The sequence below is a fragment of the Nocardiopsis sp. NPDC055824 genome (assembly GCF_053616335.1).
Map to the genome: position 1 here is coordinate 1 of NZ_JBSHDN010000192.1, position 12,084 is coordinate 12,084.

12 protein-coding genes are annotated in these 12,084 nt (G+C 72.9%); 1 reads left to right on the top strand and 11 read right to left on the bottom strand.

The genetic code is table 11. The annotated features are described in order from the left end of the window. Positions 1 to 27: 27 nt before the first annotated feature. The 11 genes from ACWGL3_RS26515 to ACWGL3_RS26565 all read right to left on the bottom strand — a co-directional run bounded on the left by ACWGL3_RS26515 (position 28) and on the right by ACWGL3_RS26565 (position 10,455). Positions 28 to 2,169, bottom strand: a complete 2,142-nt coding sequence (locus ACWGL3_RS26515; RefSeq protein WP_452461918.1) for a LamG domain-containing protein — start codon at positions 2,167 to 2,169, stop codon at positions 28 to 30. Positions 2,170 to 2,456: 287 nt separating this feature from the next. Further along, the gene (gene paaI, locus ACWGL3_RS26520) at positions 2,457 to 2,864 is read right to left on the bottom strand and encodes a hydroxyphenylacetyl-CoA thioesterase PaaI (protein ID WP_267944628.1); all 408 of its coding nucleotides are present in this window, start codon (positions 2,862 to 2,864) and stop codon (positions 2,457 to 2,459) included. Continuing rightward, positions 2,861 to 3,964 carry a 1,2-phenylacetyl-CoA epoxidase subunit PaaE gene (paaE, locus tag ACWGL3_RS26525; protein WP_267944629.1) on the bottom strand — a complete coding sequence of 368 codons (1,104 nt, stop codon included), beginning with the start codon at positions 3,962 to 3,964 and terminating at the stop codon, positions 2,861 to 2,863. The genes paaI and paaE overlap by 4 nt, the downstream gene beginning before the upstream one ends. Before the next feature lie 2 nt (positions 3,965 to 3,966). Beyond that, positions 3,967 to 4,488, bottom strand: a complete 522-nt coding sequence (paaD, locus tag ACWGL3_RS26530; protein WP_267944630.1) for a 1,2-phenylacetyl-CoA epoxidase subunit PaaD — start codon at positions 4,486 to 4,488, stop codon at positions 3,967 to 3,969. Then, positions 4,482 to 5,360, bottom strand: a complete 879-nt coding sequence (paaC, locus tag ACWGL3_RS26535) for a 1,2-phenylacetyl-CoA epoxidase subunit PaaC (RefSeq protein WP_352985238.1) — start codon at positions 5,358 to 5,360, stop codon at positions 4,482 to 4,484. The genes paaD and paaC overlap by 7 nt, the downstream gene beginning before the upstream one ends. Before the next feature lie 44 nt (positions 5,361 to 5,404). Next, entirely contained in the window at positions 5,405 to 5,722 is a 318-nt protein-coding gene (gene paaB, locus ACWGL3_RS26540; RefSeq protein ID WP_267944632.1) for a 1,2-phenylacetyl-CoA epoxidase subunit PaaB, read from the bottom strand. Further along, on the bottom strand, positions 5,719 to 6,696 hold the full coding sequence (paaA, locus tag ACWGL3_RS26545) for a 1,2-phenylacetyl-CoA epoxidase subunit PaaA (RefSeq protein ID WP_267944633.1): 978 nt from the start codon (positions 6,694 to 6,696) through the stop codon (positions 5,719 to 5,721). Before paaA ends, paaB begins: the two co-directional genes overlap by 4 nt. A gap of 97 nt (positions 6,697 to 6,793) precedes the next feature. Continuing rightward, the gene (locus tag ACWGL3_RS26550) at positions 6,794 to 7,582 is read right to left on the bottom strand and encodes an enoyl-CoA hydratase/isomerase family protein (RefSeq protein WP_452461919.1); all 789 of its coding nucleotides are present in this window, start codon (positions 7,580 to 7,582) and stop codon (positions 6,794 to 6,796) included. Between the two features lie 4 nt (positions 7,583 to 7,586). Continuing rightward, positions 7,587 to 8,477, bottom strand: a complete 891-nt coding sequence (locus ACWGL3_RS26555; RefSeq protein ID WP_267944635.1) for a 3-hydroxyacyl-CoA dehydrogenase family protein — start codon at positions 8,475 to 8,477, stop codon at positions 7,587 to 7,589. Then, complete coding sequence (locus tag ACWGL3_RS26560; protein WP_267944636.1) at positions 8,474 to 9,223, bottom strand: enoyl-CoA hydratase/isomerase family protein; 750 nt, start codon at positions 9,221 to 9,223, stop codon at positions 8,474 to 8,476. Before ACWGL3_RS26560 ends, ACWGL3_RS26555 begins: the two co-directional genes overlap by 4 nt. Further along, positions 9,220 to 10,455: a thiolase family protein gene (locus ACWGL3_RS26565; RefSeq protein ID WP_452461920.1), complete on the bottom strand. Its 1,236-nt coding sequence runs from the start codon at positions 10,453 to 10,455 to the stop codon at positions 9,220 to 9,222. Before ACWGL3_RS26565 ends, ACWGL3_RS26560 begins: the two co-directional genes overlap by 4 nt. A 246-nt stretch (positions 10,456 to 10,701) precedes the next feature. On the opposite strand from ACWGL3_RS26565, the gene paaK reads away from it, so the two are divergent. Further along, the gene (gene paaK, locus ACWGL3_RS26570) at positions 10,702 to 12,060 is read left to right on the top strand and encodes a phenylacetate--CoA ligase PaaK (protein WP_267944638.1); all 1,359 of its coding nucleotides are present in this window, start codon (positions 10,702 to 10,704) and stop codon (positions 12,058 to 12,060) included. Positions 12,061 to 12,084 lie beyond the last annotated feature (24 nt).

A 12,084-nucleotide genomic window follows, 5' to 3' on the forward strand; every position in this document is an offset into this window, starting at 1 on the left:
GTCGGCGACGGGCCCACCCCGCCGGGCTCACACCGGGGGCCGACCGAACCTGATGTGGGTGATGTCCTGCCGCAGTGCCACTCCCTGGTGCACCTGGGCCAGGCCGAGCGCTCCGGTCCAGGCACGCTCGACGCCGCCGGCGTGGCCGGCTCCGCCGATGACGACGTCCCCGTCGGCGTGCCAGGACCCTTCACGCGTCGTCGTTCCCGCGAGCTGTCCGTCCACGTAGAGCTCCAGCGTGCCGACGGTGTGGTCGTAGACGCCGAGGATGTGGACCCACCTACCGGTCACGGCGAAGGTGTCGGAGAGGACCCGGTGCGCACCGCCGCCCCCGCCGGCGTCCTCCGAGGCCGTCTCGAAGACCCACCGGCGGCTGTCCGCGTCGTACCCGAGCGCGAACCCCGAGGTGTGTTCGCCGCTCTGTGACAGCGCCACCGCGTCGGCCTCGCCATCGTCCAGACGGACCTCGGCCGAGGCCGTGAAGCTGCGATCGGTCCGCACGGCGGCCCCGTCGGTGCGGAAGTGCTCGGCGAGCGCGCCGTCCAGCACGACGGCGGGGGCGAACCGGATTTCGGAGTAGGTGGCGTCCCACACCGTGGCGGGATCGCCGTGCAGCGTCGCGTCGAGCCCGTGGTCGGTGCTGTCGGCAGCCGCGGGACCGTCGTACTCGTCCAGCAGCCACACGCCCTCCTGGACGACGGGCCTGTTGGCGTACTCCCAGACCTCCGATCGACCGGTGCTCGAATCGACCAGTGCCTCGTCGGAGAGGACGCGTTCCCAGACGATCACGTCGTCGACCGCCCCCGGCCAGCCGAGGACCGATCCGCCCTGCCCCGTGCCGCCGCCGATGGCGAAGGCTCCCCCGGCGTTCCACGCCGACGCGTGGTCCGCTCCGCCCTGGTGGACGCCGTCGACGTAGAGGTCGATCCTGTCCTCCGCGGGGTCGTGGGTCGCGAGCAACCGGGTCCAGGCACCCGTCTCGGCTGCTTCCCGGGAGAGGACCTGACGGTCGAACTCGGCGTCCACGTCGTCGGCAGACGTCTGCCGGAAGGCCCAGCGCCGCTCGTGCGCGTCGTAGCCGAGCTGGAATCCGCTGACGTGCTCACCGTCCTGGGAAACGGCGACGGCGTCCTCACCGGTGTCGTCCAGCCGCACCCAGGCCGTCACCGTGAACGCGCCGGAGGTGTCGACGACGGGCCCCTCCGTGCGGAGGTGGCCGTCGGACGTCACCACCGACGCCCCCTCCAGTCGGTGGGTGCCGCCGCGTGTGCCCGCCCTGCCCCGCGCCCAGTCGATGGCACCGGTGCCCTCGGCGGTCCTGCCCCTCACCATGGAGTCGTGTGCGGTGGAGTCCCCGCCCTCGTCGAGGGGGAAGTAGGCGACGGGGTCGGCGTGCGGCGCGACCCAGAACTCGTAGACCCTCGCGCACGGAGACGAATTGCCGTAGGCGTCCACGGAACGCGCGTGGATCGACCGGGGGCCGGACCTTTGCGGTGTGATCCGAACCGTGGCCTCCCCACCGGGCTCCTTCAGTTCCACCCGCGTGGTGCAGATGTTGTCGTCGACGGAGTAGTAGACGGCGACCGCGTCATCCACGCCGTTGGCGTCGAACGTGAAGTCGCCCGACCGCCCAGGTGCACCGTGGAACCTGTTGTCGGCGGGGTAGTCGTCGGACGTGACGGTCGGCGGCGCCGCGGGCTTGCTCGTGCTGATCTCGATCCAGCACCGGTCGGACCACTCTCCCCACGCCCGTGTGTCGTGGCCACGGGCGCGGTAGCCGATCAGGACCTCTTCGGGCAGGTCCCTCGCGGTGATCGAGTGCGTCACGGGGGGACCGCCCGGAGCCTGCGAGACGTACGCGGAGTCCGAGCTGCCGAGTGGCTCCTCGGAGCCTTCGAGGCCCCATTCGAACTGTGCCTTGACCTGCTGTGACACCGTTTCCGCGTCGGGGTCGGAGATGCCTCCGCTCAGGGTGAGCGTAGTGCTGTTGAGGAGGGTGGGATCGGCCGGGTCCGTCGAGCAGGCCTCGCCGCGCGCGGTGAGCGTGGAGGTCTCCGGCCGGTCCGGGGGGCGATTGTCCTCGGCCAGTGCGGGGGACTGCCCGAGAAGGGAGAGGGCCAGTGCGAGGGCGGCCGCGGCCGCCGTCGTACGGGTCAGGGAACGACGCATGTGGGGGATGCCCGTCTGGTCGGGTCCGCCTGTGCGCGGACGGAGGGACCGAATGGGAGAAACCTACTGACAACCCCACATAAGCAACAAGACTCTCGAAAGCCCCACAAGGCCCTTTGTGTACAGTGACTTGGCCATAAACCCCCTTGGCCGGTTGCGGACACGGACTCTTCCGCACACGAAGGGCCAGGACTTGCGCAGCAGGAATCACGGATGTTCTCCCCCGCGCACACGTGGGGCCGGGCCCTCATCGGCCCGGCCCCACGTGTGTCGGTTCCCCTCTCGCGTCAGGTGCGGCCGGGCAGGGTGCGGCTGCGCCCCCGGAACTCGGCGACGACCTCCTCGCCCCGGCGCACGGTGACGTCGTAGAGGCCGCTGCGGCCGAACAGCGTCCGCTCCTGGGCGGTGGCCACGAGCTCGTCGCCCTCGTGAGCGGCGGCCACGAAGGTCACGTCCGCGCCGGAGGCCACCGTCACCCCTCCCCCGTCCGTGTTGCACGCGCAGGCGAAGGCGGTGTCGGCGAGGGTGAACACGTATCCGCCGTGGGCGATCCCGTGCCCGTTCACCATCATCGGGCCGACGGTCATCTCCACGACCGCGGTGCCGTGGTCGGCCCGGACCAGGCGCATCCCCAGGTTCTTGGACGCGCGGTCGGCCTCGAACATCCGCCAGGCGGTCTCGTTGCGGGCGCTCACGAGTCGAAGTCCACGGTCACGGTGTCGGTCTCGGGGACGGACTGGCAGGACAGGGCGTACCCGGCCTCCACCTCGGCGTCGCTGAGCGCGTAGTTGCGCAGCATTCGCACCTCCCCCTCGCAGACCCTCACCCGGCAGGTCCCGCACACGCCGCCCTTGCAGGCGAAGGGCAGGTCGGGGCGGTAGCGCTGGGCCGCGTCGAGCACAGGTACGCCGCGCGGCAGGGTCAGGGTGCTGGTGCGGCCGTCCAGGACGACGGTGACCTCGCTGGAGGGCCCCTCCACCCCGGGCTCCTCGTGCCTGGTCTGAGGGGGCGGCTCCGCACCCTCGACGAAGAACAGCTCCTGGTGGATGCGGTCGCCGGGCACGCCGCGGCCCTCCAGGACCTCCCTGGCGTCGGTGACCATCCCGTAGGGCCCGCAGAGCCACCAGTGGTCGGCGGCGTCGGCGGCGACGACCGTGTCCAGGAGCGCCTCCAGCTTCCCGCCGTCCAGGCGCCCGGTGAACAGGTCGGCCTCGCGCGGCTCGCGGGAGAGCACGTGCACCAGCTCGAAGCGGTGCCCGTACGCGTCCTTGAGGTCGGCCACGTCGTCGGCGAACATCACCGTGTCGCTGCGGCGGTTGCCGTACAGCAGGGTGACGTGGGACCCGGTGCGGCGCAGCAGGGACGAGGCCATCGACAGCACCGGGGTGATGCCCGAGCCGGCGGCGATCATCACGTGGCGGGCCGAGGCGCCCAGGTCGGGGCTGAAGCGTCCGGTGGGCGCGCCCACCTCGACCTCGTCGCCCGGCCGGACCTCGTTCACCAGCCATCCGGAGAACAGGCCGTCGGGTACCAGGCGCACGCCCACGCGGGGGGCCTCCCCGACGGGGGCGCAGATGGAGTAGCTGCGCCGTTCCTCCACGCCGTCGACCTCGCGGCGCAGGGTCAGCGACTGCCCGGGGGCGAACGCGTACTCCTCGGCCAGGTGGTCGGGCACCTCGAAGGTGACGGCGACGGCGTCGTCGCACAGGCGCTCGACGGCGGCCACGCGCAGCCGGTGGAAGGCGCCCCGGCGGCGCGGCGGGGCCTGCCCGGCGTCGGTGACGGGTGTGGTCACTGTCAGATCTCCTTGACGTGCTCGAACGGTTCGAGGCAGGACCGGCAGCGGTGGAGCGACTTGCAGGAGGTCGCGCCGAACCGGGACAGTTCCTCGGTGTCGGCCGCGCCGCACAGCGGGCAGCGCGGAACGGTGCGGGTGGGCATCAGGGTCAGCGGCACGGGCCCCGGCGCCCGGCGGGGCGCCCCGCCGGGCGGTGAGATGCCGTTCTCGGAGAGCTTGCGCCTGCCCTCGTCGGTGATCCAGTCGGTGGTCCAGGGCGGGGACAGCTCGGTGCGCACCTCCACCCGGTCGAAGCCCGCGCCGCGCACGGCCCGGTCCACGTCGGCTCGCATCTCGGCCAGCGCAGGGCAGCCGGAGTAGGTGGGGGTGATCCACACGGCCGCGGTCCCGTCCTCCTCGATCTCGACCCGGCGCAGGATGCCCAGGTCGGCGAGAGTGAGCATGGGCAGTTCGGGGTCGGTGACCGCCGCGGCCGCCGCCCGGGCGCGTTCGGGGCCGGTGGTCCGGTCCGTGGCTACCATGTCGCCTCCGGGTGCTCCCTGGCCACCTTCTGGAGTTCGTCGAGCAGCGGGGCGAGGAGTTCGGTGTGCCTGCCGTCGCGCCCGGCGGTGGCGCTCTCGGGGAAGGGCGCGGGGGCGTCCAGCGTGGCCTCGACCAGCACCCGGGCGAGGACGGCGTGGACCTCGTCGCGCACGGTGGCCGGGTCCACGCCCACGCCCTGGCCGGCCAGGCGCGCCTCGACGGGGTGGGTGGCGAAGAGTTCGCCGGTGAGCGGCCACACGGCGGCGACGGCCTCGGCCGTGCGCTCGCGGGAGTAGGGGGTGCCGTCGCCCAGGCGGAGGGTCCAGGAGACCGCGTACTCGCGGTGGTAGGCGAGTTCGTTGACCGCCTTGGCGGCGATCGCGGCGAGCACGGGGTCCTTGCTGTCCGTGAGCCGGGCGAACAGGGCGAGCCGGGAGCTGGACAGGGCCAGCAGGGTGACCACGGCTCGGGCGAAGTCGCCCCGGGGGGCCTCGGCCAGGTGCACGTTGCGGAACTCGGTGGGGCCCCGCCGGTAGGCGAAGGCGTCCTCGTCGCGGCCGGTGCCGTCGGCCTGGCCGGCGCGGGCCAGCAGCAGGCGCGCCTGGCCGAGGAGGTCGAGGGCGATGTTGGCCAGCGCCACCTCCTCCTCCAGTTCGGGCGCGTCGGTCACCCATTCGACGAGGCGCTGCGCCTGGACGAGGGCGTCGTCGCCGAGCATCTGGCAGTACAGCGCGAGGTCGCCGCCGTCCACCCCCGCGGGAAGGGTGGTGTCCACGCCCGCGAGGGCGTCGGTGAAGCCGGTGCCGAAGGCCCAGCGGGCGTCGCCGCCGTGCTCCTCGGTCAGGGCCGTGAAGATGGTGTCGCCACTCATGGTTGTTTCCTTTGGCCTCGTGTTCCCCGGTCCCGTCGTCCGCGCTAGATGTGCGGGACGTCCTCGGGGATGGGGTAGAAGGTCGGGTGGCGGTAGACCTTGTCACCGCTGGGCGCGAAGAAGGGGTCCTTCTCGTCGGGGCTGGACGCGGTGATGTCCTGCGCGAGCACCACCCAGATGCTGACGCCCTCGTTGCGGCGGGTGTAGAGGTTGCGGGCGTTGTGGAGCGCCATGGTGCGGTCGGGCGCGTGCAGGGAGCCCACGTGGACGTGGTTCAGGCCGCGCTTGCCGCGGACGAAGACCTCGTAGAGGGGCCACTCGGGGCGGGCCGCCCCGGTGGCGCCGGTGACGTCGTCGCTCATACCGTGGCCTCCTCGGCGCTCTGGTGCTTCCTGGCGTAGGCGGTGGCGGCCTCGCGGACCCACGCGCCCTTCTCGTGGGCGGCGCGGCGGCGCGCGACGCGCTCGGCGTTCTTGGGGCCGGCTCCGGAGACGACCTGCTTGAACTCGACCCAGTCGGGCTCGCCGAAGTCGTAGTGGCCGCGCTCCCCGTTCCAGGCCAGTTCGGGGTCGGGGAGGGTGACGCCCAGCTTCTCGGCCTGGGGGACGCTCATGTCGACGAACTTCTGGCGGAGGTCGTCGTTGGTGTCGCGCTTGATGCGCCAGGCCATGGACTGGCGGGTGTTGGGCGACTCGGCGTCCGGCGGGCCGAACATCATCAGGGAGGGCCACCACCACCGGTCGACGGCGTCCTGGACCATCCGGCGCTGGCCCTCGGTGCCCTCCATCATCCGCATGAGCAGTTCGTAGCCCTGCCGCTGGTGGAAGGACTCCTCCTTGCAGATGCGCACCATGGCGCGGGAGTAGGGGCCGAAGGAGCTGCGGCACAGCGGGACCTGGTTGCAGATCGCGGCGCCGTCGACCAGCCAGCCGATCACGCCGACGTCGGCGAAGGTCAGCGACGGGTAGTTGAAGATCGAGGAGTACTTCTGGCGCCCCTCGATGAGGCGCTCGGTCAGGTCGGCGCGGTCCACGCCGAGGGTCTCGGCCGCGGCGTACAGGTACAGGCCGTGCCCGGCCTCGTCCTGGACCTTGGCCAGCAGGATGGCCTTGCGCCGCAGGCTGGGCGCGGAGGCGATCCAGTCGCCCTCGGGCTGCATGCCGATGATCTCCGAGTGGGCGTGCTGGGAGACCTGGCGCACCAGGGTCCTGCGGTAGGCCTCGGGCATCCAGTCACGCGGCTCGATGCGCTGGTCGGCGGCGACCTTGGCGTCGAACTCCGCCTGGTGTTCCAGGTCTGCGCCGGGGGGCGTCTCCTGGGCCGTCACGGTGGACATTGATCGTTCCCCATTCATAACCGAACGTTCGGTCAGTAATTAGTATCCCCGGATTCCCCCGCCCGGGCAAGTCCCCGGGGCGGGGGGATCCCCCAGCTCAGCCGCCGCCGAAGGTCGGGGCCCGCTTGGCCAGGAAGGCCTCGACCGCCCCGGCGTGGTCCGCGGTCATCCCGAGCTGGTTCTGGAGGTCGGCCTCCTCCTCCAGCAGCTCGGGCAGGTCACGGGCGCCGTCGGCGGCCGAGCGGACCTCGCGCTTGGCGGCCACGAACGCGCTGGTCGGGCCCGAGGCGAGCAGGGCGGCGACCTCGCGGGCGCGCCCCTCCCAGGCGTCGTCCTCCACGACCTCGGTGACCAGGCCCAGCTCCAGGGCGCGGTCCGCGCCGACGACGGTGCCCAGGAGCATCAGCTCCATGGCCCGCGCCTGTCCCAGCGACGACACCAGGCGGTAGGCCAGGCCGGAGTCCGAGGCCAGCCCGATGCCCGTGAAGGCCGTGCCGAACTTGGCCCTGCGCGCGGCGATGCGCACGTCCCCGGCCAGGGCGAACCCCAGTCCGGCCCCGACGCACGCCCCGCCGATCCCGACCACCACGGGCACCTGGATGCCCTCCAGGGCCAGCACGATCGGGTTGTAGTGCTCGCGCACCGTGGTGAGCGCCTGGCCCGGCTCCTCCTCGAGGATCCGCGCGTGCTCGACCAGGTCCTGGCCCACGCAGAAGGCCTTGGCCGACCCCAGCAGCAGTACGGCGCGGGCCGTGGTGGAGGCCGCCGCGCCCCGGAGCGCCGCCAGCAGCTCCTCCTTGACCTCGCGGGTCAGTGCGGGCCTGTTCAGGCGCACCGTGGCGATCCCGTCGGCCTCGACGAACTCCGCCGCCCTCTGTTCGCTCAACGCTCTATTCTCCCTCGTCCCAGGTGTGGAAGCCCTGGCCGGTCTTCTTGCCGAGCTTTCCCTCCGCGACCATACGGCGCAGCAGCTCCGGGGGCGCGAACCGGTCCCCCAGCTCGGAGGCCAGGTGTTCCGCGATGGCCAGGCGCACGTCGAGCCCGACCAGGTCGGTGAGCCGGAGCGGCCCCATCGGGTGGCGGTAGCCCAGCTCCATGGCGGTGTCGATGTCGGCGGGGGAGGCGACCTCCTCCTCGACCATGCGGATGGCCTCCAGGCCGAGCGTCACGCCCAGGCGGCTGGTGGCGAACCCGGGTGCGTCCCTGACCGCGATCTCGGTCTTGCCCAGGGCGCCGACCCAGCCGCGCACCGACTCCAGCACGGCGGGGTCGGTCCCGGGGGCGACCACGATCTCCACCAGCTTGGAGGCGGGGACCGGGTTGAAGAAGTGGGTGCCCAGGAAGCGGTGGGGGCGCTGGAGCGCGGCCGCGAGTTCGGTGACCGACAGGGAGCTGGTGTTGGAGGCCAGGACGGCGTCCTCGCCCACGGCCGCCTCCGCGGCGGTGAGCACGGCGATCTTCAGCTCCGGCCGCTCGGGCACGGCCTCCACCACCAGGCCGGTGTCGGCGGGGATGGCGGCGGTGTCGGTGACCGTGCGCAGCCGGGCCAGGTAGGCGGCCGGCTCGGCGTCGATCCTGCCCCGGGAGCGTGCCCCCTCCAGACCGGCGGCCACCCGGGCGCGGCCGGCCCCGGCGGCCTCGGCGGTGGCCTCGACCAGGACCACGTCCGCGCCCGCCGTGAGGAACTGCTGGACGATCCCGGCGCCCATGGTGCCGCCGCCGACGACGGCGACGACCGCGGGGACGCCCGCCCCGGCGGCGCTCTGCTCGTGGGTGCTCAACGCTTCTTCCTCTCCAGGAAACGGGTCATCCGGTCGTGCTTGTCGGCGCTCTCGAACAGCACCGCCTGCGCCATGTCGTCGGCCAGCGGGTGCGCCCCGTCGGCGTCCAGGACCAGCTTGGTCATGCGCAGGGCCGGTGCCGAGGAGGCCGCCATCCGGTCCAGGAGGGCGTGGGCGCTCGCGCGCAGCTCCCCGGCCGGGACGATCTCGGCGACCAGGCCGTGGCGCAGGGCCGCCTCGGCGTCCAGCCGGAAACCGCCCAGCAGCACCTGTTTGGCGACCGAGGCGCCGACCAGCTCCCGCAGCCGCCAGCACGCGCCGGCCCCCGCGATGATGCCCAGTCCCGGCTCGGGCTGGGCAAAGACGGCGGTGGGCGTGGCGAGCCGGATGTCGCACGCGTAGGACAGCTCTGCCCCGCCGCCCAGCGCCCACCCGTCCACGGCGGCCACGGTGGGCGCCGGGAGCCGGTGCAGGCGCTCGAACAGGCGGCTGTTGATGCCGGCCATCGCCTCCTCGCGTCCGCGTTCGCGCAGCTCGGCGATGTCGGCGCCGCCCGCGAACACGCTCCCGTGCCCGGTGAGCAGCAGCGGCCTGGGGTCGGCCTCGATCTCGGCGCACACCTCGTGCAGCTCGGCGATCATCCGTGCGTTGATGGCGTTGCGCGCCTCGGGGCGGTGCAGCTCGACCACCACGCGGTCCTCGCGGCGGTCGACGAGGAGCGTCCCGAAGTCCTGGCGGGCGCTCACGGGCGCTCCACCAGGAGGGCGACGCCCTGGCCGACGCCGACGCACAGGGTGGCCAGTCCGCGCCGGGCGTCCTCGCGCTCCATGCGGTTGAGCAGGGTGACGAGGATGCGGGAGCCCGAGCTGCCGAGCGGGTGGCCCAGGGCGATCGCGCCGCCGTCGGCGTTGACGATCCCCTCGTCCATCCCCAGCTGTCGCACCACGCCCAGGGACTGGGCGGCGAAGGCCTCGTTGAGTTCGGCCGCACCGATGTCGCCGACCGTCCAGCCCGCGCGGTCCAGGGCCTTGCGGGTGGCCGGGACGGGGCCCAGCCCCATGAGCTGCGGGTCCACCCCGGCGGAGGCGGAGCCGACGACGCGGGCGCGGGGGGTGAGGCCGTACTCGCGGACGGCGTTCCCGCCGGCCAGGACGAGGGCGGAGGCTCCGTCGGAGAGCGAGGAGGAGTTGCCGGCGGTGACGACGCCGCCCTCGCGGAAGACGGGCCGCAGCCTGCCCAGGCTCTCCATGCCGGAGTCGGGGCGGGGGCCCTCGTCGGCGGTGACCTCGTGGGTCCGGCCCTTGCGGTCGGTGACGGTGACCGGGACGATCTCCGCGTCGAAGCGCCCGGCCACGGCCGCGGCGACGGCGCGCTCGTGGCTGCGCAGGGCGAAGGCGTCGCACTCCTCGCGGGTCAGGCCCTCCAGGAGGGCGACCTCTTCGGCGGTCTCGCCCATGGACAGCGTGTAGCGCAGGTCGGTGGGCGCGGCGCCGGCGGGGACCCGCGCGTCGGCCTCGGTGAAGCGCGGGTTGGTGAAGCGCCAGCCCAGGGAGGTGTCGGCGACCTCTCCGGGCTTGGCCCAGGGGGTGCCGGGCTTGGCCATCACCCAGGGGGCGCGGGTCATGGACTCGACGCCGCCCGCGACGACCACGTCGGCCTCCCCGGCGCGGATGGCCTGGGCTGCGGAGGAGACGGCGGTCAGCCCGCTGGCGCAGAGCCGGTTGACGGTGTAGGCGGGGACCCGGGGGTCGAGTCCGGAGAGCAGCACGGCCATGCGTGCCACGTTGCGGTTGTCCTCGCCGGCCTGGTTGGCGGCGCCGAGGATCACCTCGTCGACGGCCTCGCCGGGGACGCCCGAGCGGCGGACCGCCTCGGCGACGGCCGTGGCGGCGAGGTCGTCGGGGCGGACGGCGGCGAGGGCGCCGCCGTAGCGGCCCTGGGGGGTTCGCACCCCGTCGACCAAGTAGACGTCGCTCACGTGCGTCCTCCCGTGTTGGCGGCAGTGGCCTGCGCCACCGCCATCTGTGAAATCATCGACACTTCTCCTTGACATGCTCGCCCGGAGACTGCGTTAATGCATTAGTAACCGAACGTTCGGTCAGTAAGCAAGTCGGGTCCCCCCGCACAGGGCCCGCACCACATCCACGACCGCGCGGCCCCCGCCCACCCTCCCCCCGGGCCTGCCGGCCCGGCGGGTTCCCGCGCACAGTACACGGAGAGGCCCATGGCAAGCCACGACACCACCACGCAGTCGGCCGGTGCCGCCCCTCACCAGCGCCTCGGGCAGGCGCCCGCACCCGACCTCCTGGACCCGGCCGAGCGCATGGGTGTCGACGAACTGCGCGCCCTCCAGCTGAGGCGCCTGCGGTGGACGCTGGACCACGCGTACGCCAACGTGCCGCTGTACAGGAAGAAGTTCGACGAGGCCGGGGTGCGCCCCGCGGACCTGCGGACGCTGGAGGACATCGGCCTCTTCCCGCACACCACCAAGGCCGACCTGCGCGACAACTACCCCTTCGGCATGTTCGCCGTCCCCCAGGAGCAGGTCAGCCGCATCCACGCCTCCAGCGGCACCACGGGCCGCCCCACGGTCGTGGGCTACACCCGCGAGGACATCGACACCTGGGCCACGGTCGTGGCCCGCTCCATCCGCGCGGCGGGCGGGCGGCCCGGCCACAAGGTCCACGTCTCCTACGGCTACGGGCTCTTCACCGGCGGCCTGGGCGCCCACTACGGCGCCGAGAAGCTCGGCTGCACGGTCATCCCGGCCTCCGGCGGCCAGACCGCCAAGCAGGTCCAGCTCATCCAGGACTTCCGGCCCGAGATCATCATGGTCACCCCCAGCTACATGCTGACCCTGATGGACGAGTTCGAGCGCCAGGGCATCGACCCGCGCACGACCTCCCTCAGGATCGGCATCTTCGGCGCCGAGCCCTGGACCGAGCAGATGCGCCGCGAGATCGAGGAGCGCTTCGACATCCACGCCGTCGACATCTACGGCCTGTCCGAGGTCATGGGGCCGGGCGTGGCCAACGAGTGCGTGGAGACCAAGGACGGCCTGCACGTGTGGGAGGACCACTTCTACCCCGAGGTCCTGGACCCCGTCACACAGGAGGTCCTGCCCGACGGGCAGAGCGGCGAGCTGGTCTTCACCTCGCTCACCAAGCAGGCGATGCCCGTGATCCGCTACCGCACCCGCGACCTGACGACGCTGCGCCCGGGCACCGCCCGGCCCATGCGCCGCATGGACAAGGTCACCGGACGCAGCGACGACATGATCATCCTGCGCGGCGTCAACGTCTTCCCGACCCAGATCGAGGAGATCGTCCTGGGCCTGGACGGGCTCGCCCCGCACTTCCAGCTGGTGCTCACCAAGGAGGGCCGCCTGGACCGCATGGCCGTGCGGATCGAGGCCGCCCCGGACTGCACCGCCGAGCGCCGCACCGCCCTGAGCCGGGAGATCGTCGCCACGGTCAAGGACAGGGTCGGCGTGAGCGTCACCGTGGACGTCGTGGACCCCGAGCAGATCGAGCGGTCCGTGGGCAAGTTCCGGCGCATCGTCGACCAGCGGCCCCGGGCGTAGGCGGCACACCCCACGGTCCTGCGC